This is a genomic window from Streptomyces camelliae (assembly GCF_027625935.1).
Taxonomy (GTDB): Bacteria; Actinomycetota; Actinomycetes; order Streptomycetales; family Streptomycetaceae; genus Streptomyces; species Streptomyces camelliae.
In genome coordinates this window covers 713778-733777 of record NZ_CP115300.1, presented here as the reverse complement: position 1 = coordinate 733777, position 20000 = coordinate 713778, and the positions used below count along the sequence as shown (strand labels likewise).

The following is a 20000-nucleotide window of genomic DNA, read 5'->3' as shown; positions in this document are numbered from 1 at the left end:
GGCCGCTATTCCTTGGTGGCGCCGGCGAGCATCCCGCTGACCAGGAAGCGCTGGGCGAAGAGGAAGACGATCAGCACGGGCGTGATGGCCACGAGCGTCGCCAGTGCCAGCTGCGGGCGCTGGATCGCCAGGTCACCGACGGTCGGATTGAAGGACGGCACGTTGCTGAGCAGGGTTCCGACTCCCACCTGGATGGGCATCTGGCTGCTCTCGGGGAGCATGACGTAGGGCAGGAAGTAGTTGGTCCAGTTGGCGACGAAGCTGAAGAAGCCCACGAGCGCGACGACCGGGGTCGCCAGCGGCAGCGCGATGTGCCAGAAGACGCGGAACTCCGAGCAGCCGTCCATCCGTGCCGCCGCCAGCAGGTCCTTCGGTACGGCGGTGGTGAAGTAGATGTACGTCAGGTACACGCCGAACGGGTAGAACGAGTACGGCAGGATGATCGACCACATCGTGCCGATCAGGTGCACCGCGTTGATCTCCAGGAACAACGGCACCACCAGGGTGGCGTTCGGCATGAGCATCACGACCAGCGTCGCGAACAGCAGGGTGTGCCGACCGCGGAACTCGGTCATGGCCAGGGCATATCCCGCGGGAATGGCGACACCGAGGGTGATGACCAGCGAGATCACCGCGTAGAGCGCGGAGTTGCCCAGCCACTGCATGACGGCGTTGTCCTGGAACGCCGTGAGCGCGTGCCAGTTGGCTTTCAGCGCGTGCCACGACCCGAAGGACAGCGGGTTGTCGTGGACCAGCTGCTGGTCGGTCTTGGTCGCCGCGAGGACGAGCCACAGCACCGGCAGCACGAAGAAGGCGAGGAACACGGCCAGTACGGATCCGGTCAACAGCCGGGAGGGCAGGTGCCGTACGGGCCGACGGTGCGGCGGCCGGTGGTGAGATCGGCTCATGAGGGGCGCTTCCCGTTCCGAGTTCGCTGTGCCGGTGACTCGACTGCCAGAGGTTCTAGTCGGCATCGAAGAACCCCGACCGTGCGACGAAGACGGCGGCGGCCGACACACTGACGACCAGGAGCTCCACCGAGACCGCGGCGGCGCCGTTGATGTTGTTCATCTGGAAGGCGAAGTCGTACGTCAGCTGGTTGAGCGAGTAGTCGCGTCCGGCCACGCCCACGCTGGCGAGGGAGAGCAACTGCGGTTCGACGAAGAGCTGGGCGCCGCCCGCGAAAGCCAGGATCACCATGTACACGATCCACTTGCGGAGCATCGGGATCTGCACGTGCCAGGCGGTCTGCCAGGCACCCGCGCCATCAATGCGCGCGGCTTCCATCACGTCCGCGGGGATGTTGTTGAGCGCGCCGTACATGACGACGATCCAGCCGCCCGCGCCGGTCCAGAACGCGATGACCGTGAACAGCAGGGGCAGGTTGCCGGGTGCGATCACCTCGCCGAAGGTGTGGAACCCCAGCGCGCCCAGCAGCGAGCTGACCGGGCTGACGGTCGGGTCGAGCATGAACAGCCACACCAGCACACTCGCCGCGCCGGCGAGCGCTCCGGGGATGTAGTAGAGGAAGCGCAGCGCCTTGCTTGCGGAACCCGAGGCCAGGCGGTGCAGCAGCAGCGCCAGGGCCACCACGAACACCACCAGGGACAGGAGCCAGAAGGCGAGGTAGACGGCGACATGGCTCACGGCGTCCAGGAAGCGGAAGTCCTGCGCCGTGGTGACGAAGTTGGCGAAGCCGGTGACCGTGCCCCCGGCGTCGGTGAAGGCGAAGTAGATCGCGTAAGCGGTCGGAAGGACGCCGAAGGCGACGAGCAAGACCACGTAGGCGGCGACGAAGGCCATACCGGCCCGGCTCTGCCGGGCGGCGCCGCGACGGCGCCGGGTCGCAGAGCCTGCCGGGGAGTGGGTGAGGGTCACTGGGAGACCTTGTATCCGTTGGATGTGGCGTACTTGACGATGGAGTCCTTCCAGGCCGGCAGCATCGAGACGACGCTCTTGCCCTGGGTCAGGCCGGGCTTGACGGTGGCGGCCCAGATCGCCTCCTGGCTGAACTGCCCCGAGCCCCAGCCGGGCCAGACCTGGGAGGAGGCGGCCTTGAGGGCGCTCAGGTCACCGTTGAAGTAGCCGGAGGCGTCCTGTCTCTTCAGCCAGGTGCCGGCGGCGGGCGCGTATGCGGGAAAGCCCGGCGCCTTCTCGCCCTGGTAGGCGTTGTCGGTGGTGACCCACTTCAGGAAGTCGGTGGCGGCCTTGATGTGCGCGGAGTGCTGGGACAGCAGCCAGGTGCCGCCGCCGACGTTACCGGTGGACGGCGCGGTCTCCCCCTTCCACTGCGGGATGGGCGCCGCGGCGATCTGCTTGGCCGGCGTCTTGAAGGTGCCCTCGAACAGCGCGCCGCCGTACCAGGCCGGACCCGGCATGAGCAGGACCTTGGCGGCCTCGTTCTTGCCGAAGTCGGTGCTGAAGACCCCGCTGATGGACATGGACCTGTTCTTGATCAGCACGTCCATGAGCCTGGCCATCTTGGTGCAGGCCTCGCTGGAGGTGTTCACCGACACGGCCTTCGGGCCGGTGACGTGGTTGGCGCCGCACTTGCTCGCCCACAGGTAGATCTCGGGGGTGAAGGAGTCGCCCGCGTCGCCCACCAGGTAGCCGGGGTGCTCCTTGGCCACCTTCTCGCCGAGCTGCTGGTAGTCCTCCCACGTCGTGGGGACCGTGTAGCCGAACTTCTTCAGCAGCGGCGCGTTGTACCAGAGCACTGCCTGGGAGAGGTCGTTGCGCAGACAGTAGGCGGTGCCGTCCACCGTGCAGACGTCGTTGGCGCCGCTGGCGAAGTCGGCCAGGGTCGCGGTGGGGATCAGGCCCTTGTTGAGCGGAGCGGCGAAGCCCGCCTCGACCGCCCAGGTCACCTCGTTGTTCTGAGAGCTGAACACGACGTCCGGCCAGCCCTTGCCGGTGCGGTTGAACAGCTGGACCTTGGTCTGGAGGTAGTTCGAGCCGTTGGCGTCGCCGTCGTAGGTGACGATGTGCAGCTTCACGTGCGGGTGCTGCTGCTGGTACAGCTTCGCGGCTTCCACACGGGTCGCGTCCACCCAGACCGTCAACGCACCGTCCTTCTGCGGCACCTGGGCGAAGCCGTCCTTGGTCGTCGTACCCGTGGTGCCGCCGCCGCAGGCAGTCAGGGTCAGCGCCGCGGTGGCCGCGCAGCCGGCCAGCAACGCCGCACGCCTCTTGCTGGACACTCTCTCCGGGCCGGACGAAGGCTTGTCGACGGTCATGTGCCACTCCACTGGTTTCACAAGGCGCCCCGAGCAGATGGGCAGGTGGCGCGAGGATGGGCGGACGGCCGTCCCGCTTGCCGTCGCGGAAGAAATTAGGCGTCTTATCTGAGGATCCGTCAAGGGTGTAAGCAGGCTTCTTCTCAGTGATCTACGACTGATGCCCGTATTTGCACCGGAGAAAGTCCCCTATATCCCTTATTTTGCCCACCGTGATGGCAACTCTACGGTGTATGTCATCGCATGATGAGTACGACTCATTATTGAGTTGGGATACGATGAGCACAGCTCAACAGCGATCAACCGCCCTCGTAGCAGTCATCCCGAAGGCAGGACAGATGAACGACACGCCCGCGACCGAAGCCGCCTGGCCGGCGCAGGCCTCTCCCACTGCGGCAGCAGCGGTGAACGGCTCAGACGAGCGGCGTGACTACCGCCCCGGTTACGAAGTCGTGGCGGAGCGGATTCTTGAGTTCATCGCCGAGGCTCGTCTGGCGGCAGGTGATCGGCTGCCCACGGAGAACGATCTGGCCCAGAGGCTGAACACCAGCAGGGCCGTGGTACGGGAGGCCGTGAAGATCCTTTCGGCGCTCGGCCGGGTCCGGGCACACAAGGGGCGCGGACTGTTCGTCGCGGACGACGAGGGCATGCTCGTCACCAGCCGCTGGGGCGGCTTCTTCCGCCCCGTCGACCTCGATCATGTCCTCATGCTGTTCGAGTTCCGCAGGGTTCAGGAGATGGCCGCGAGCAGTCTGGCCGCCACCCGTGCCACGCCCGCCGAGCTGCGGACCATCGAGGTGGCCGTGCAGCAGTGCCGGCACGGATTCGTCCACGGTCAGGTCGACGAGTTCAACCAGGCGGACGACGACTTCCACGGGGCCGTGGCTGCGGCCTCGCACAACGCCTTCCTCGTCAGCGCCGTGCGTGACGCGCGACGCCTGCAGCGGCAGTCCAGCGCGATCGGGATCCATGACATGTTCGGCGATGGCACCGAGTCCGCGGTCGTGGAGCACGAGGTGATCTACCGGGCCATTCGCGACGGCCGGCCCGACGAGGCGGCCGAGGCTACGGCGGCACATCTCGACAGGACACTCGAAGACTACCGACGGGAGATCCAGCGGCGCCTGTTCGGATAGCGTCGTGTTCGGTTCCCACCTGACCGGCGGGAGCCAGAACGACACTGCGTCCCTCGACCGAGAAGGTGATGGCCGCGTACGCCGCCCGAGGCACCGAGGTTCGGCCCGGAGACCTCCTCGGCTCCGGCACCTGCGGCACGGGTACCTCGCCGAGCTCTGGGGCCGCAGGGGGAGGCTGGATCCGCCTCCGCCGGCCCCCGGAGACATGGTCACCATGACGGTGGAGTGCATCGGCACCCTCAGCACTGGCAAAACCCTCATCGTGGGTGACGGCACAGGTACCTGGGGTGTCGGCGACGCGTCCAGCAAGCGAGCGGATTCGTCGACGAGCGCCTGCACGCCCGGCTGGGCGGCTATCCCGCCGGGCCGCTGCGTGAGGCGCTGGGCATCCGCGTCGAGGAGTACCGGCCGCTGCGGCAGGGGGAGCGGATCGTCCTGTCGGACGGGTCGTACGGCACCGCCTGGAGCGAGTCCGTGCGCGCCGAGGGCGCGGAGACGCTCGCCGCCTACACCCACGGCATGCTCACGGACAGCCCCGCGCTCACCCGGCATCGCTACGGCACCGGGCAGGGCTGGTACCTCTCGATCCGCCTGAAGGAGACCGACTACGCCGCCCTGGTCCGCCGGCTGCTCGACGAGGCCGGTATCGAGCCCGAACTGCCAGGTCTGCCGACCGGTGTCGAGGCCGTCACCCGGCAGGCGTCCGACGGCCGCCGCTGGCACGTCCTGATCAACCACAGCACCACCGCCCTGCACCTGCCGGAGCCCGCCCACGACCTGCTCACCGGGGCCGTGGCACACGAAGTGCCGCCCGGTGGCCGCGCGGTGCTGCGCAAGCCCTGACCTGGAAAGGCCACCATGCGCAAGAAACAGCAGACCATCCGGAGCACGAGGCCCCTTGTCTGGAGATCCTCATCAATGACGACGGCAGCCCGCGCTGGACTCACCTCGTGCACTGGACGCAGATCGGCAATGGCCTGGACCGGCCGAGCGAACTGCGCCTCACCGACGACACGCCCGGCCCGCGCGTCATCGACGTCTACCGAAGGGGAGGGGCCTGGCCGGAGCGCAGGTGTTCTCTGAGCCACTGTTCGGTGTTGCTCACGTGCAGCAGTGCGGCGGCCTGGCTGAGGGAGGCGTCGCGGGTGGACAGGGCATGGAAGATCGCCTCGTGCTCGGCGAGGGTCCGGCCCGCGGCCTGGGTGTCGACCAGGCCGCGCCAGATGCGGGCGCGCAGAGTGCGGCCGGAGATGCCCTCAAGGAGGGTGAGCAGGGTCTCGTTGCCCGTGGCCGTGATGACGGCGCGGTGGAAGGCCGCGTCGTGGATGTTGAGCTGCTCGACGTCGTCGCGGGCCTCGCGCATGGCATCCAGGTGCCGCTTGACCTCGGCAAGCTGCTCGTCGGAGATCCGGGTGGCGGCCAGGGCGGTGGCGACCGGTTCGAGTAGACGCCGCACCTCCATGAGGTCCTGCAGGGCGGCGGAGTCGCCCTGCAGCAGTTCCACCGCTCCGCCGAGCCCTTCCAGGAGCAGGCTCGGCTGCAGGCTGGTCACGTACGTGCCGTCACCTCGCCGGACCTCCAGAACCCGCGCGACGGCCAGCGCCTTGACCGCCTCACGGGCCAGGTTGCGGGACAGACCCAGCTGGGCTGCCAGGTCCGGCTCCGGCGGCAGCTTGGAGCCCGGAGGCAGCGCTCCCGTGCGGATCAGCTCGCGGATCTGCGCTATGGCCTTGTCCGTCAGAGACACTGCGAGCTCCTTCCGGGATCGTTCGCCGTGGGCACGTCCGACCTGATCAGTCCTCGGGCACGGAGATCATCCCAGAGATCTTCAGGGATCCGCTGATCGTGGAGTTCCACGTTTTGTGCAACCTGCTCCGCATTCCGCATACCGAGGGTGATGTTGATGATACTGGGATGGGTGCGCGGAAAGGCGATCGCGGCGGCGGGCAGGGTCGTGCCGTGCGCCGCGCAGACGTCGGCGATCGCCCGAGCGCGGGCTACCAGGGCAGGCGGGGCGTCCTGGTAGTCGTACTTCATGCCCTCGGCGGGGCGGTCGCGGGAGAGCAGCCCCGAGTTGAAGACGCCCACCGCCACGACGCTCTTGCCGAGTTCCCGCGCGGCGGGCAGGACATCGTCCAGAGCCGACTGGTCGAGGAGTGTGTAGCGCCCGGCCAGCATGACCAGGTCGGCTGCGGTCTCGCGCAGGAAGCGGGCGAGCATGGCCGACTGGTTCATACCGGCGCCGATCGCGCCGATCATCCCCTGGTCGCGGAGGTCCGCGAGGGCCGGCATGGCCTCCTCGGCGGCCTGTCTCCAGTGGTCGTCGGGGTCGTGCAGGTAGACGACGTCCAGGCGGTCAAGGCCGGTGCGTTCCAAGGTCGCCTCGATGGAGCGGAGCACTCCGTCACGGCTGAAGTCCCACTGCCTGCGCAGGTCGTCCGGCACCACGAAGCCCTCGGTGTCGATGCCGCGCGGCTGCTCGTTGGGGACGAGCAGGCGGCCGACCTTGGAGGAGACGACGTACGCGTCGCGTGGACGGTCCCTCAGGGCGGCTCCCAGGCGTCGCTCGGAGAGACCGAGCCCGTAGTGCGGTGCCGTGTCGAAGTACCGGATGCCGGACTCCCAGGCCGCCTCGATCGCGGCCTGCGCGTCGTGAGGAGGGGTGACACGGTAGAGATTGCCGATCACGGAGGCCCCGAAGCCGAGGGCCGTGAGCTCGACGCGGGTGTTCGTGATCTTCCGGTGTCCCATGGTCCGATGTGTCAACTGTGCCCCTCTGGTAGTGCGGTTCGGTACGGCGGCCGAGGGCCGGTCATCGTCTGACGGCGGCCGAGCCACCTGCCATGAGCGCCTCGACCTCGGCGAGTGAGGCCATGGAGACGTCACCGGGCGTGGTCATGGCCAGTGCGCCGTGGACGGTGCCGTAGGCCAGAGCGCGTTGCAGGCCGGCGGCATCGAGGGTCGCCGCGGGCCTGGCGCGAGCCGCCGCGCCACCGCCGTCGCCCGTCAGCAGTCCGTAGATCAGTCCGGCCGCGAACGCGTCGCCGGAGCCGATGCGGTCCAGGACGTGCAGACCGGGCATCTCGGGGCCACGCACGCAGCCGGTCCGGGCCGACCAGGCGGCCGAGGACCAGTCGTTCACCCCGGCCGAGGGCACGGTGCGCACGGTCGTCGCCAGCACCTCGGCCTGGGGCAGGTGTCCCGCGACCTCTGCGAGCGCGTCCTGCACCTCGTCCGCCTCGACCCGTAGCGCCCCTGGGTACGGTCCGGCCAGGCCCAGGGCACCCACGACGACGTCGGCGTGACGGGCGAGCCGCAGGTCGACCTCGCGGGCGGCGTTGGCGCCGCCCCGGCCGGCCCAGAGACTGGGGCGGTAGTTGGGGTCGTAGGAGACCGTCACACCGTGCCGCCGCGCGGCCGCCATGGCCTCGTCCGCGACGTCCACGGTGGTGTCCGACAGGCCGGCGAAGATGCCGCCGGTGTGGAACCAGCGCGGCCCCGAGGAGAAGACCGCGTCCCAGTCGACATCCCCTTTGCGTAGCTGCGATACGGCTGTGCCCGCGCGGTCGCTGACGCCCAGTGCGCCCCGGATGCCGAAGCCCCGCTCCACGAAGTTCAGCCCGTTGCGGGAGGTGCGGCCGATACCGTCGTCGGACACCCAGCGGATCAGGGAGGTCTCGACTCCGCCCTGGAGGATCAGGTCCTCGGCAAGCCTCCCCACCGCGTTGTCGACCAGGGCGGTCACGACAGCCGCGCGCAGGCCGAAGCAGCGGCGCAGTCCCCGCACCACGTTGTACTCGCCGCCGCCTTCCCAGACCTGGAAGGTGCGGGCGGTGCGGATCCTGCCCTCGCCCGGGTCGAAGCGGAGCATCACCTCGCCGAGGGCCACCACGTCGGTCACGTCGCGCTCCTCTGTACGGCCTCGGCGGTCAGCCGGCGGATCTCCTCGTACTCGCCTCGTTCCAGATGGGCGGCGGTGGCCATCCAGCTGCCGCCGACGGCGAGGACCGCCGGGTCGGCGAGGTAGGCGGTCATGCGGTAGGCGTCGATGCCGCCCGTCGGCACGAATCGTGCCTGCGGGAAGGGCGCCGCCAGGGCTCGCAGCATCGGGATGCCGCCGAGCGGCTCGGAGGGGAAGAGCTTGACGGTGTCGAGGCCGGCCCGCAGCGCGCGCATCAGCTCGGTGGCGGAGGCGATGCCGGGCACCACGGGTACCCCCAGCTCGCCGCACCTGGCGACGACTGCCTCGTCGAAGCCGGGAGAGACGACGAAACGGGCCCCGGCCGCCACGGCCAGGTCCACCTGCTCGGGCGTGAGGACCGTACCGGCGCCGACCGTCAGCCCGCCGTGGGCGGCCATCGTCTTGAGTACCTGCTCGGCGTCAGGGGTGCGGAAGGTGACCTCGGCGCACCGGGCGCCGCCCGCCGCGAGCGCGTCGGCCAGCGGGCCGGCGGTCGCTGCGGAGGGCACGGTCAGCACCGGCATGACGCGGGCGCCGGCCAGTACGGAGGCCAGGTCGGTGTCACTCATCGGCCGAGCCATCCGCCGTCGACGGGCAGGACGGTGCCGTGGACGTAGGCGGCGGCGTCCGAGGCGAGGAACACCGTGGCGCCCGCGAGGTCGTCGGCGCTGCCCCAGCGCGCGGCCGGGATGCGGTCCAGGATCGCCTTGCTGCGGACGGGATCGTCCTGCAGGGCCTGGGTGTTGTCGGTGGCGATGTAGCCGGGCGCGATGGCGTTGACGTTGACGCCGTGCGGCGCCCACTCGTTGGCCAGGGCCTTGGTCAGGCCGGCGACGCCGTGCTTGGCGGCGGTGTAGCCGGGGACGGTGATGCCGCCCTGGAAGCTGAGCAGAGACGCCGTGAAGATGATCTTCCCGTGGCCGCGCGCCACCATCGCCGCGCCCACCGCGCGGGACAGGGTGAACTGGGCGTTGAGATTGACCTGGAGGACCAACTCCCATTCGTCATCGGGGTGTTCGGCGGCAGGGGCGCGGCGGATCGTGCCCGCGTTGTTGACCAGGATGTCGACCGGCCGCTCGCGCCCGGCGAGGTCCGCGCCCAGGGCCCGGACGGCGGCGGCGTCGGCGAAGTCGGTGCGGATGGCCTCGAAGGTACGGCCCGCGGCCAGGACGTCCTTCTCCACGTCGCTGCCGGACTCCTCCAGTGAGGCGCTGACGCCGATGACGTCCGCACCGGCCTCGGCGAGCGCGCGGGCCATGGCCCGGCCGATACCGCGCCGAGCTCCCGTGACGACGGCGAGCTTCCCGGTGAGGTCGAAGGCGGTCATACGGCGGCTCCCTGGGCGTCGTCGGTGCAGTCCACGAGGATCTTCATCACGTCGCCGCCGCCCTCCAGGGCCTCGAATGCGGCGGGCGCCTCGGTGAGCGGCACGACCTTGCTGATCAGCCGCTCAGCCGGGATCGTGCCGTCGGAGACCAGGGCGACCGCCTTCTCGAAGTCGGAGCGGTCGTACAACCGGGCGCCGACGAGGGTGAGTTCACGCCAGAAGAAGCGGTGGAGGTTCACCTCGCGCGGGCGGGCGTGGATCGCCACCAGGCACAACCGGCCGCGGACGCGGAGAACCTCGACGGCGGTGTCCACTCCGCCCTGCGCGCCGGAGACCTCGAAGGCGACGTCCGCACCGGCGTCGCCGGTCCACTGCCGGACCAGCTCGGGCACGTCGTCGGCGCCCGGATCCCAGGTGGCCAGCCCCAGCTCCTCGGCGAGCCGCCGCCGGTGAGGGCTCAGCTCGACCACCCGGACGTCGGCTCCGGCCGCCCGGGCGACCAGGGCGATGAGGATGCCGACAGGGCCGCCGCCGACCACGACGGCCTTCTCGCCGTCGCGGACCTGGGCCCGGCCGACATCGTGCACCGCGACCGCGGTGGGCTCCACGAGGGCGGCGTGGTCCAGGGGGAGGGAGCCGGGCAGCCGTACGAGGGTCGTGGCGGGCACGGCCCAGCGCTGCTGCATCGCGCCGGGGGAGTCGATGCCGATGAAGTCCAGGTGCTGGCAGATGTGCCGGTGCCCCGCCTGGCAGGCCGGGCAGGTGTCGTCCCAGCGCAGCGGCATCACGGTGACCGCGTCCCCGGGCGACCAGCCCTCCACTCCTGCACCCACCCGCACGATCCGGCCGGACATCTCATGCCCGAGGACGGCGGGCGCGGCGACCCGGGCGTCCATGTCGCCGTGGAAGATGTGCAGGTCGGTGCCGCAGATACCGACGTAGGCGGGGGCGATCTCCACCTGGCCGGGGCCGGGGGGCGGGTTCTCAGCGGGCGCGGTGTCCAGGGTGCGGGCGGCGAGGTAGCGGACTGCGAGTGTCATCGTGTTCTCAGGGTCCCTTCAGCGCGGACGCCGATGGTGAGCAGCAGGTTGGCGTAGGTGCGGATGTCGGCGGTGACGACGGCGAGGGCCAGGTCGGGTGAGCGGGCGGCGTCGTAGAACTCGAAGCGGCCGAGCGTCTCGACGGGGACGGGCGCCAGCATCGAGCGGTACTCGGCGATGGCCGGCGGCTCCGGCTCGCCCTCGGGCGGCACCATCACATGCGCCGACTCGACGGGCAGAGCCCGCAGCAGGACGTCGAGCACGGTGGTGACGTCCAGCAGACCCGGCGCCAGGTTGAGATGGACGGTCCTGGTTCGCGGGCCGGTGGCCGTACTCGCCGGATAGTGGCCGTCGGCGAGCAGGACGCGGGCTCCATGCCCGGCGCCCGCCAGGGCTTCGAGGATGCCCGGGTGCAGGAGTTCGGTCAGCAGCATGGAGTGCCCTCTTTGCTTCGAGTGGGGTCGAGGCGGTAGAACGTGCTGGCGGTACCGGCGAGGACCGCCTCGGTCTCGGCGGCGGAGCAGCCGGCCAGGAGTTCCTCTACGGTGGCCGCCCACCGGTTCCAGCCGCCGGCGAGGACGCAGACCGGCCAGTCCGAGCCGAACATCAGCCGGTCGGGGCCGAAGGCCGCCAGCAGGACCTCCCACACCGGCCGGATGTCGTCGACGGTCCACTTCTCGTGGTCGGCCTCGGTGACCAGGCCCGACACCTTGCACCGCACCTGGGGATGCGCGGCCAGCCGCCGCACGCCCCGCTCCCAGTCGGCCAGGTCCTGCCGGGCGATGGGTGGTTTTCCGGCGTGGTCGAGGACCAGGGGAAGACCGGGGAGGCGTTCGGCCAGGCGGATCGCCTGGGGGAACTGGTGGCTGCGGATGAGCAGGTCGTACCCGAGGCCCCGTTCGCCCACCGCCCGCAGTCCCCGCTCGACGTCCGGGCGCCCGAGCCAGTGCGGGTCGGACTCGCCCTGCACGATGTGCCGTACGGCCCGCAGGTACCGGCCCGCTGACCCTGTCCGCAGGTCGTCGAGAACGTCGCCGATCGCGGGGGACGCCAGGTCCGCCCAGCCGACGACGGCGCCGACCAGCGGGTCGCTGTCGGCCAGGGCGAGGAGGTCACGTGTCTCGGGGACGGATGTGATGCACTGGACGACCACCGTGCTCGTCAGCCGTCGTCCGGCGATCGGCCGGGTCGCGGCCGAGCGCAGGGCGTGCGAACTGAAGTTGCGGCGGAGCGGCTCGTGCCCGGGTTCGTCCAGCCAGGGCTGCGGCCGGACATCAAGGTTCCAGACGTGATGGTGGGCGTCTACGAGGATCTGGGCGTCAGACACGGGCCGTCCAGACGGGGCCGTCGGGGTACGCGTACTCCTTCAGCGAGTCCGGCAGCATCTGCGCGCTCAGCCCGGGCAGGGTCGGCGCGAGATAGTGGCCGTCGATGATGCGGACGGGGTCGACGAAGTGCTCGTGCAGGTGGTCGACGTACTCGATGACCCGGTCCTCGACGGTGCCGGAGACGGCGACGTAGTCGAACATCGACAGGTGCTGGACCATCTCGCACAGCCCCACACCGCCGGCGTGCGGGCAGACCGGCACCCCGAACTTGGCGGCGAGCAGGAGGATCGCGATGTTCTCGTTGACGCCGCCGACCCGCGCGGAGTCGATCTGCACGATGTCCACCGCGCCCGCCTGCAGGAGCTGCTTGAAGACGACCCGGTTGGCGATGTGCTCGCCGGTGGCGACCTTGATGGGGCTGAGCGCCTCGCGGACGGCCGCGTGGCCGAGGATGTCGTCGGGGGAGGTGGGCTCCTCGATCCAGTACGGGTCGTAGGGGGCGAGGGCGCGCATCCAGTCGATCGCGGGGGCGACATCCCATCTCTGGTTGGCGTCGACGGCGATGCGGATGCCGTCGCCGACCGCCGCGCGGGCGGTGCGCATGCGCCGTACGTCGTCCTCCAGGGATGCGCCGACCTTCAGCTTGATCTGGGTGAAGCCGTCGGCGACGGCCTCGCGGGCCAGGCGGGCCAGCTTCTCGTCGGAGTAGCCGAGCCAGCCGGGCGTGGTGGTGTAGGCCGGGTAGCCGCGCTCCAGCAGCCGCGCGATCCTCTCCTCGCGGCCCGGTTCGGCACGGCGCAGGATGTCCAGGGCCTCCGCGGGGGTGAGGGCGTCGCTGAGCCAGCGGAAGTCGACCTGCGCGACCAGGTCCTCGGGCGACATCTCCCCGAGGAAGCGCCACACGGGCTTGCCCGCACGCTTGGCCGCGAGGTCCCAGGCGGCGTTGACCACCGCGCCGGTGGCCATGTGGATGGCACCCTTCTCCGGTCCCAGCCAGCGCAGTTGGGGGTCGTGCACGAGGGAGCGGGAGAACGCTCCGAGGTCGGCGCAGACCTCCTCCACCGACAGGCCGACCACGTGTGGGGCGAGCGCCGCGATGGCGGCGGCCTGCACGTCGTTGCCGCGTCCGGTGGTGAAGGCCAGGGCGTGGCCCTCCAGCCCGTCGCCGGCGTCGGTGCGCAGGACCACGTAGGCGGCGGAGTAGTCGGGCTCGGGGTTCATGGCGTCCGAGCCGTCGAGGTGTTCGGAGGTGGGGAACCGCACGTCCAGGACGTCCAGGGCGGTGATGCGGGCGGATGAGGGCACGGTGGAGGACATGGCGGCAACTCCTGTGAGGGGCAAGGGGCAATCGGTCCCCTCGCGACGAGACGTGAACGCGGCGGAGGTCGGGCGGCCGGTGGGGCCGCCCGGGTCACTCCTGGACCTTGCCGCCGGTGATGCGGGAGATGGCGAGGGCGACCAGGATGATCAGGCCGTTGAGAGCGCCGATCCACTGAGCGGGGACGCCCCCCAGCGTGAGCACGTTCTGGATCATGAAGAGCAGCAGGATGCCGCAGAACGCGCCGAACATGGTGCCCTTGCCGCCGTTCAGGCTGATCCCGCCGATGACGGCGGCGGCGAAGACGGTGAAGATGTAGCCGTTGCCCTGTGCGGAGGCGACCGAGGCCAGGCGTCCGGACAGCATCAGGCCGGCGAGGGCGGCGAGCACGCTGCCGGTGACGATCACGATCCACAGCACCCGGTCGGTACGGATGCCGGCCGCCTTCGCCGCGTCGACGTTGCCGCCGATGGCGTACAGGGAGCGGCCGAAGCCGGTCCAGCCGAGCACCACGATCGCGACCGCGAACAGGGCCAGGCAGATCCAGATGGAGGCGGGCATACCGAACCATTCGGCGGTGCCGATGTAGAGCATCGACTGCGGCAGCTGGAAGAAGGTCTGGCCGCCGGAGATTCCGGTGAGGACACCGCGCAGCACGATCAGCATGCCCAGGGTCACGATGAAGCCGTTGAGGCCGAAGCGGATGATCAGCAGAGCGTTGATCACTCCGACGAGTGCGCCCACGGCGAGGGTGAGGGGGATCGACCAGGCACCGGGGAGCAGGCCGAGTCCGTGTCCGGCGCCGGCCGGGACGACCAGCCAGGCCGCGACGCCGGGCGCGAGGCCCATGGTGGACTCCAGGGAGAGGTCCATCTTCTTGACGATCAGGATCATCGTCTGGGCGAGGACCAGCAGGGCCATCTCGGACATGGTCTGCAGGACGTTGATGAGGTTGTCGGCCTGCAGGAAGACCGGGTTGACGATCTGACCGACGATCGCGATGACGACGATCGCGGGGACGAGGGCGAGGTCGCGCAGGCGGGCCAGGGGGATCCGGCCGCCGAGCAGCGCGGTGCGCCTGGGCTTGGGTTCCGCGGCCTTGGCGGCTGCGTCCGCGAGGACGGGTTCAGGCATTACTTCAGGCATTCAAGTCCACTCCTTCCATCGCGGCCACGAGGTCGTGGTCGTGCCAGCCGCGGGCCATCTCTGAGGTCACCCGGCCCTGGAACATCACCAGGACCCGGTCGCACATGCGCAGGTCGTCGAGTTCGTCGGAGGCGATGAGCACGCCGGTTCCGGACTCGGCGGTCTCCTCGACCTTGCCGAGGAGGAACTCCTTGGAGCGCACGTCCACGCCCGCGGTCGGGTTGATCAGCACCAGCAGGCGCGGGTCGTCCGCCAGGGCGCGGGCCATGACGACCTTCTGCTGGTTGCCGCCCGAGAGCGCCGAGACGGGCAGCTCGGGTCCCGGTGTCTTGATCGCCAGCTTCTCGATCATGTTGTCGGCGAGCCGGTCCCGTCGGTCGCGGCTGAGGAAGCCGTTCTTGCCGAGCCGGTGAGGAACGGACAGCGTGGCGTTGTCCGCGATCGACATGTCGGGCACGAATCCCTGGTGGTGCCGGTCCTGCGGGACGAACCCGGCGCCCGCGGCGAGCGCGGCGGGCACGCTGCCCGGCCGGGGCCGTCGCCCGGCGATCTCCACCTCGCCCGCCTGGGCCGCCCGCAGCCCTACGACGGTCTCGGCGACCTCGGTACGACCGCTGCCGGCGGCACCGGCGAGTCCGACGATCTCCCCGGCGCCCACCTGGAAGGTGACATCACCGTAAGCGCCGTCACTGCCGAGCGCCTGCACGGACAGCGCGGGCGTGGCGGTGCGGTCGAGGGTGCTCGACCGCATCTGCAGCCGGTCGGCCGCCGCCTCGCCGGTCATCGCGGCGACCAGCTCGGTACGGGGGAGCTCCGCGACCGGCGCGGTCACGATGTGCCGGGCGTCGCGGAACACCGTCACCATGTCGCAGATGTCGTAGACCTCCTGGAGATGGTGGCTGATGAACAGGAAGGTCACACCCTGGCGCTGCAGGTCGCGGATGCGGTCGAAGAGCCGGTTGATGGCCGCACCGTCGAGCTGGGCGGTCGGCTCGTCGAGGATGATGAACCGGGCTCCGAAGGACAGCGCCCGGGCGATCTCCACGAACTGCCGCTGCTCCACGCTCAGATCGCCGGCCGAAGTCTGCGGGTCGACGTCCACCGACCACGTCGACAGCAGCTCCTGCGCCCGCCGGCGCACACCCTGCCAGCTGATGAGCCGGCTGCGGCCGTGGTCGTGCCGGTTCAGGAAGAGGTTCTCGGCGACGGTCAGGGTGGGGATGATCGTCGACTTCTGGTAGACGCAGGCCACGCGCTCTCGCCAGGCGTCGCGGTCCGCGAGTCGCGGTGCGGGGCTGCCGCCGAAGGTGACCGTTCCCTCGTCGGGGGCCTGCAGGCCGGTGAGGACCGACACGAGCGTCGACTTGCCGGCCCCGTTGCGGCCGACGAGCGCGTGGGTCTCGCCGGGCCTGATGGTGATCCGGGCGCCGTTGAGGGCCACCGTCGGACCGAATCGTTTGACTATGCCCGTCGCCTCGACGACAGGCGGGCTCACCTGGGACCGTCCGTCGTCCGCCGGGGCGGGCGCGGGGCTGACTGCTCGCTCCCCGTCACTCATCACAACCGCCTTGTACTCGATAGCCGTTGGGTGCCTGACAGGGCAGGTCAGCCGAGGTTGTTGCCCCACAGGGAGGTGTCGGTGCTCTTGACGCTGGACACGCCGCCATAGGTGCCGCCGTCGACGGTGACCAGGGGAGCGGAGAGCTGGTCCTCAAGCAGACCGGAGCGGACCTGGATGATGGTGCTGTTGTGGTCGGTCTTGCCGGGCTTGAACGTCTTTCCGTCGATCGCGGCCTTCAGGTAGTACAGGGCGTACTTGGCGTACAGGTCGGCCGGCTGGGAGACGGTGGCGTCGATGTTGCCGGCCGCGATGTCCTTGAGCTCCTCGGGGATGCCGTCGTTGGACACGATGAAGACGTGCTTCTCGTCCTTCGGGCCGACCAGCAGGCCCTTCTGCTTGAGCACCTGAAGCGTGCCGGACAGGGCGAAGCTGGACTCCATGTAGACGCCCTTGATGTCCGGGTTGGCGGTCAGGTCGGTCTGGAGCTTCTGCGCGGCGGTGGCCCCGTCCCAGTTGGTGGCCTCCCCGAACACCTTGATGCCGGGGTAGTTCGCCTTCATGCACGCGTTGAACGCCTCTGTGCGGTCACGGCCGTTGATGGAGTCGAGGCCGCCCTCCAGCATCACGACCTTGCCCTTGCCGTTCAGCTTCGTGCCGAGGAACCGGCAGGCCTTCTCGCCGTAGGCGCGGTTGTCGGCCCGCACCACCATGAACACCTTGCCGCTGTCGGGGCGGGTGTCGATGGTGACGACGGGGATCTTCTTCGCCTCCAGCTGCGCCAGCGTCGGCGCGATGGCGGCGGTGTCCTGGGGCGCCATCGCGATGCCCTTCACACCCTGGCTGATGAACGTCTGCGCGTTGGCGGTCAGCTTGGCGACGTCGTTCTGCGAGTTCGTCGTCTTCAGCGACAGGCTCAGCTGTCCGGCGTACCTGGGCGTGTACTTGATGTACGAGTTCCAGAAGTCGGTGTCGGAGCGGGGGTAGTCGACGCCGACCAGCGGGGAACTGCTCGACGAAGCGGTGCCCGAGCCGCTGCAGGCGCTGAGCAGCGCCAGGGCGGACAGGGCTGAGGCGGTGGAGCAGAGAGCAGTTCTGAGTCTCATCGGTACTTCCTCGCGCTGGTCCCGGAGCGGGAGTTGGTGTGCTGGGCGGCAGCTGTGTGCCGCCGCATCGAAGACATGGGATGTATGTATACGGCGACCCGAGGGTGCTGTCTAGATGTCGGCAGGAAATGCTGGAAAGGAGGGGGGTTTGGAGCTCGCAGCGGCATCCTGGCCACTAAATCAATCCCATCAATGATGCGTATTCGTGATGCGCTGACGGCTTGTCTGCGGACTCCCCGTGTGACGGTGCCTTCGTCGCCGGCCCTCAAACATTCGATGTCTGGCGCCAGAAAATGGCGTCATAGCGCTCATATTGGACGAAAGTGCGAGTCATGGAGCTGCTTTCATCCCTGCACGCCCGTTGACATCAGTGCGTCACATGGTCGAACTTCGTGCGTAACCTCCGGCGCTCCAGAGCCGTGGGCGTCGTGTGTCCCCCCTTGTCCCCCATTTCAGGGATGTCCTCATGTCGAGCTCTTTCAACAGACGCCAGTTCCTCTCCGCCGCCACATGTGTAGCGGCGGCAGCCGTCGCCGGCGGCGGCCTCGGGGCCGGCGTCGCACAGGCGGCACCGAGTACCTACACACCGGCGTGGCCCTCGGTCGACCAGCACCCACCGGCCCCGGAGTGGTTCCAGGACGCCAAGTTCGGCATCTACTTCCACTGGGGCGTCTTCAGCGTTCCGGCCTACGACAGCGAGTGGTACCCGCGCAACATGTACATAGCCGGCAGCGCGGCCAACCAGCACCACATCGCGACCTACGGCGACCCGTCCGTGTGGCCGTACCACAACTTCATCAACGGGGCGAAGGACCTCGCTGGGAACACCGTGCAGTTCGCACCGAGGCTCACGTCGGCGGGCGGCACCTTCGACCCCGACGCGTGGGCGCAGCTGTTCGTCGACGCGGGAGCGAGGTTCGCCGGACCGGTCGCCGAACACCACGACGGCTTCTCCATGTGGAACAGCCAGGTCAACGAGTGGAACTCGGTCGCCAAGGGCCCGAAGCTCAATCTGCTGCAGCTGTTCACCACGGCGATCCGGGCCAAGGGGCTCAAGCTGCTGGTCGCCATGCACCACGCGTACAACTTCAACGGCTACTACGACCACGTCCCCGCCCAGTCGGACCCGAGCCTGCAGAAGCTCTACGGGCAGTTGGACAGGACGCAGGAGAACCAGCTCTGGTACGACAAGCTGAAGGAGGTCATCGACCTCGCCCAGCCGGACATCCTGTGGCAGGACTTCAGACTGGACGCGGTCGACGAGACGCAGCGCCTGAACTTCCTGTCGTACTACTACAACCAGGCCAACGCCTGGGGCCGCGAGGTCGTCGCCACGTACAAGGACGGGCTCGACAACAAGGGCGAGGTCTTCGACTACGAGCGCGGCGGCCCGGCCGACCTGACCAGCCCCTACTGGCTCACCGACGACAGCATCTCCAGCTCCAGCTGGTGCTACACGCAGGGCATCGGCTACTACAGCACTCAGCAGATGCTGCACTCACTCATCGACCGGGTCAGCAAGAACGGCAACATGCTGCTGAACATCGCGCCGATGGCCGACGGCACCATCCCGCAGGCGCAGAAGGACGTTCTGCTCGGCATCGGCGACTACCTGAAGCGCTTCGGCGAGTCGGTCTACTCGACCCGGCCCTGGACGGCGTACGGCGAAGGCCCGACGAAGATGGGTGGCGGCTCCTTCACCACCCCGACGGCCGGCACGGCGCAGGACATACGCTTCACCCGGGACAAGACCAACACGGTCCTGTACGCCACCGTCCTCGGCTGGCCCGGCAGTTCGCTGACGATCAAGACTCTCAGCTCCGACCGGATCGGCCTCTCCTCGCTGACGTCGGCCAAGCTGCTCGACTCGACGGCCGGCAACTACATCAGTCTCGCCACGCCCACGCAGGACGCGTCCGGTCTGAAGGTGACCCTGCCGTCGTCAGCGCCGTTCAGCGCCGACGCGTACGTTCTCAAGCTCTCCTTCTCCGGGCAGATACCCAGCCTGCGGCCCCTCTCCGGCGCCGTGGTCTTCGGGGACGTCAACTACTCGGGCACGACCGCCGTGCTCCCTGTCGGCGACTACACCGCGGACCAGCTGACGCTCGCCGGCCTTGGCCCGCTCAGCCTCTCGTCCCTGCGCCTGGCTTCCGGCTTCCAGGTGATCGGCTACTCGGGAGACAACTTCTCCGGCACCTCATGGACCTTCATCGCCGACAACCCCGACCTCCGGGTCACGGGCAACAACGACCAGGTCACCTCGCTGAAGGTCCAGCTCAATCCGTCGACGTACTTCCGGATCACCAACGTCACCGACGGCCTCGCCCTGGACAGCGGCGGCACGGTGGCCTCCGGGTCCAACCTCAAGCAGTGGCCCTGGGACGGCAGTCCCAACCTCCAGTGGCAGGCGGTCGAGGTAGGCGGCGGCTACTACAAGCTGGTCAACCGCACCAACGGCATGGTCGCCGACGGCTGGGGGGCCACCGGCAACGGTTCAGCGGCCAGGCAGGCGCCGTGGAACGGCGGCACGAACCAGCAGTGGACGATCACCCACCGCGGCGACGGCCGCCACACGATCGCCAACCGCACCACCGGCCTGGTTCTCGACGGCGGCGGCAACGTGGCCTCGGGCTCCGTGACCAAGCAGTGGGCCTACGGAAGCAGCACCAACCTGCTGTGGACCTTCACGGCGCTGTGACCCTCGCACCGGCACGACACGCGGCTGCGGTGGGCGCGCTCGCGGGGACTGGGAGTTCGAGTCGGCAGATGTCTCGTACCGGCGGAGCTTGGCGCCTTCGTAGCCGTATGCGCCGTCCGCCCCAACCGCCTCACCTCCGACACATC

General features: G+C 69.4%; 18 protein-coding genes and 1 pseudogene. 4 read left to right on the top strand and 15 right to left on the bottom strand.

Translation table 11 applies throughout. The annotated features are described in order from the left end of the window. Positions 1-5: 5 nt before the first annotated feature. Genes O1G22_RS03550 through O1G22_RS03540 form a run of 3 tightly spaced genes read right to left on the bottom strand, consistent with a single transcriptional unit; the run spans position 6 to position 3236 of the window. The gene (locus O1G22_RS03550; RefSeq protein WP_270079925.1) at positions 6-908 is read right to left on the bottom strand and encodes a carbohydrate ABC transporter permease; all 903 of its coding nucleotides are present in this window, start codon (positions 906-908) and stop codon (positions 6-8) included. Positions 909-963: 55 nt separating this feature from the next. Next, positions 964-1878, bottom strand: coding sequence for a carbohydrate ABC transporter permease (locus O1G22_RS03545; protein ID WP_270079924.1), 915 nt, complete (start codon positions 1876-1878; stop codon positions 964-966). Then, positions 1875-3236 (bottom strand): ABC transporter substrate-binding protein, encoded by a 1362-nt coding sequence (locus tag O1G22_RS03540; protein ID WP_270079923.1) that lies wholly within the window; start codon positions 3234-3236, stop codon positions 1875-1877. The genes O1G22_RS03545 and O1G22_RS03540 overlap by 4 nt, the downstream gene beginning before the upstream one ends. A 338-nt stretch (positions 3237-3574) precedes the next feature. Here O1G22_RS03540 and O1G22_RS03535 point away from each other — a divergent pair, with 338 nt between their 5' ends. The 3 genes and pseudogenes from O1G22_RS03535 (at position 3575) to O1G22_RS03525 (ending at position 5215) form a co-directional block, all read left to right on the top strand. Then, positions 3575-4372 carry a FadR/GntR family transcriptional regulator gene (locus tag O1G22_RS03535; RefSeq protein WP_270086312.1) on the top strand — a complete coding sequence of 266 codons (798 nt, stop codon included), beginning with the start codon at positions 3575-3577 and terminating at the stop codon, positions 4370-4372. 56 nt (positions 4373-4428) lie between these two features. Further along, positions 4429-4640 (top strand): annotated as a pseudogene (locus tag O1G22_RS44495) (fumarylacetoacetate hydrolase family protein); the annotation flags it as partial. Between the two features lie 14 nt (positions 4641-4654). Continuing rightward, complete coding sequence (locus tag O1G22_RS03525; RefSeq protein WP_270086311.1) at positions 4655-5215, top strand: beta-galactosidase trimerization domain-containing protein; 561 nt, start codon at positions 4655-4657, stop codon at positions 5213-5215. Positions 5216-5411: 196 nt separating this feature from the next. On the opposite strand, the gene O1G22_RS03520 is transcribed toward O1G22_RS03525, so the two are convergent. From O1G22_RS03520 to O1G22_RS03465, 12 genes are all read right to left on the bottom strand, one after another. After that, entirely contained in the window at positions 5412-6119 is a 708-nt protein-coding gene (locus O1G22_RS03520) for a FadR/GntR family transcriptional regulator (RefSeq protein ID WP_270079922.1), read from the bottom strand. Continuing rightward, positions 6110-7123, bottom strand: a complete 1014-nt coding sequence (locus O1G22_RS03515) for an aldo/keto reductase (RefSeq protein ID WP_270079921.1) — start codon at positions 7121-7123, stop codon at positions 6110-6112. Before O1G22_RS03515 ends, O1G22_RS03520 begins: the two co-directional genes overlap by 10 nt. 61 nt (positions 7124-7184) lie before the next feature. Then, positions 7185-8273, bottom strand: coding sequence for a sugar kinase (locus O1G22_RS03510; protein WP_270079920.1), 1089 nt, complete (start codon positions 8271-8273; stop codon positions 7185-7187). Beyond that, positions 8270-8902, bottom strand: coding sequence for a bifunctional 4-hydroxy-2-oxoglutarate aldolase/2-dehydro-3-deoxy-phosphogluconate aldolase (locus tag O1G22_RS03505; RefSeq protein WP_270079919.1), 633 nt, complete (start codon positions 8900-8902; stop codon positions 8270-8272). The genes O1G22_RS03510 and O1G22_RS03505 overlap by 4 nt, the downstream gene beginning before the upstream one ends. Beyond that, positions 8899-9660, bottom strand: coding sequence for an SDR family oxidoreductase (locus tag O1G22_RS03500; RefSeq protein ID WP_270079918.1), 762 nt, complete (start codon positions 9658-9660; stop codon positions 8899-8901). Before O1G22_RS03500 ends, O1G22_RS03505 begins: the two co-directional genes overlap by 4 nt. Next, positions 9657-10700, bottom strand: coding sequence for a zinc-dependent alcohol dehydrogenase (locus tag O1G22_RS03495; RefSeq protein WP_270079917.1), 1044 nt, complete (start codon positions 10698-10700; stop codon positions 9657-9659). Before O1G22_RS03495 ends, O1G22_RS03500 begins: the two co-directional genes overlap by 4 nt. Next, positions 10697-11134 carry an RbsD/FucU domain-containing protein gene (locus tag O1G22_RS03490; RefSeq protein WP_270079916.1) on the bottom strand — a complete coding sequence of 146 codons (438 nt, stop codon included), beginning with the start codon at positions 11132-11134 and terminating at the stop codon, positions 10697-10699. The genes O1G22_RS03495 and O1G22_RS03490 overlap by 4 nt, the downstream gene beginning before the upstream one ends. Further along, positions 11125-12027, bottom strand: a complete 903-nt coding sequence (locus tag O1G22_RS03485) for an amidohydrolase family protein (protein ID WP_270079915.1) — start codon at positions 12025-12027, stop codon at positions 11125-11127. The genes O1G22_RS03490 and O1G22_RS03485 overlap by 10 nt, the downstream gene beginning before the upstream one ends. After that, on the bottom strand, positions 12020-13345 hold the full coding sequence (locus O1G22_RS03480) for an L-fuconate dehydratase (protein ID WP_270079914.1): 1326 nt from the start codon (positions 13343-13345) through the stop codon (positions 12020-12022). Before O1G22_RS03480 ends, O1G22_RS03485 begins: the two co-directional genes overlap by 8 nt. A 94-nt stretch (positions 13346-13439) precedes the next feature. After that, positions 13440-14480, bottom strand: coding sequence for an ABC transporter permease (locus tag O1G22_RS03475; protein WP_270086310.1), 1041 nt, complete (start codon positions 14478-14480; stop codon positions 13440-13442). A gap of 4 nt (positions 14481-14484) precedes the next feature. Beyond that, a complete protein-coding gene (locus O1G22_RS03470; protein ID WP_270079913.1) occupies positions 14485-16050 on the bottom strand; it encodes a sugar ABC transporter ATP-binding protein in 1566 nt (521 codons plus the stop codon). Positions 16051-16097: 47 nt separating this feature from the next. Beyond that, a complete protein-coding gene (locus O1G22_RS03465; RefSeq protein WP_270079912.1) occupies positions 16098-17156 on the bottom strand; it encodes a sugar ABC transporter substrate-binding protein in 1059 nt (352 codons plus the stop codon). A 466-nt stretch (positions 17157-17622) separates the two neighbouring features. Here O1G22_RS03465 and O1G22_RS03460 point away from each other — a divergent pair, with 466 nt between their 5' ends. After that, on the top strand, positions 17623-19854 hold the full coding sequence (locus tag O1G22_RS03460) for an alpha-L-fucosidase (protein WP_270079911.1): 2232 nt from the start codon (positions 17623-17625) through the stop codon (positions 19852-19854). The last annotated feature ends 146 nt before the right edge of the window (positions 19855-20000 follow it).

Coding starts and splice junctions, on each gene's coding strand:
- O1G22_RS03540 (WP_270079923.1), bottom strand. CDS start 3,236: ATGACCGTCGACAAGCCTTCGTCCGGCCCGGAGAGAGTGTCCAGCAAG.
- O1G22_RS03505 (WP_270079919.1), bottom strand. CDS start 8,902: ATGAGTGACACCGACCTGGCCTCCGTACTGGCCGGCGCCCGCGTCATG.
- O1G22_RS03470 (WP_270079913.1), bottom strand. CDS start 16,050: ATGAGTGACGGGGAGCGAGCAGTCAGCCCCGCGCCCGCCCCGGCGGAC.
- O1G22_RS03480 (WP_270079914.1), bottom strand. CDS start 13,345: ATGTCCTCCACCGTGCCCTCATCCGCCCGCATCACCGCCCTGGACGTC.
- O1G22_RS03535 (WP_270086312.1), top strand. CDS start 3,575: ATGAACGACACGCCCGCGACCGAAGCCGCCTGGCCGGCGCAGGCCTCT.
- O1G22_RS03465 (WP_270079912.1), bottom strand. CDS start 17,156: ATGAGACTCAGAACTGCTCTCTGCTCCACCGCCTCAGCCCTGTCCGCC.
- O1G22_RS03495 (WP_270079917.1), bottom strand. CDS start 10,700: ATGACACTCGCAGTCCGCTACCTCGCCGCCCGCACCCTGGACACCGCG.
- O1G22_RS03475 (WP_270086310.1), bottom strand. CDS start 14,480: ATGCCTGAACCCGTCCTCGCGGACGCAGCCGCCAAGGCCGCGGAACCC.
- O1G22_RS03460 (WP_270079911.1), top strand. CDS start 17,623: ATGTCGAGCTCTTTCAACAGACGCCAGTTCCTCTCCGCCGCCACATGT.
- O1G22_RS03500 (WP_270079918.1), bottom strand. CDS start 9,660: ATGACCGCCTTCGACCTCACCGGGAAGCTCGCCGTCGTCACGGGAGCT.
- O1G22_RS03515 (WP_270079921.1), bottom strand. CDS start 7,123: ATGGGACACCGGAAGATCACGAACACCCGCGTCGAGCTCACGGCCCTC.
- O1G22_RS03550 (WP_270079925.1), bottom strand. CDS start 908: ATGAGCCGATCTCACCACCGGCCGCCGCACCGTCGGCCCGTACGGCAC.
- O1G22_RS03490 (WP_270079916.1), bottom strand. CDS start 11,134: ATGCTGCTGACCGAACTCCTGCACCCGGGCATCCTCGAAGCCCTGGCG.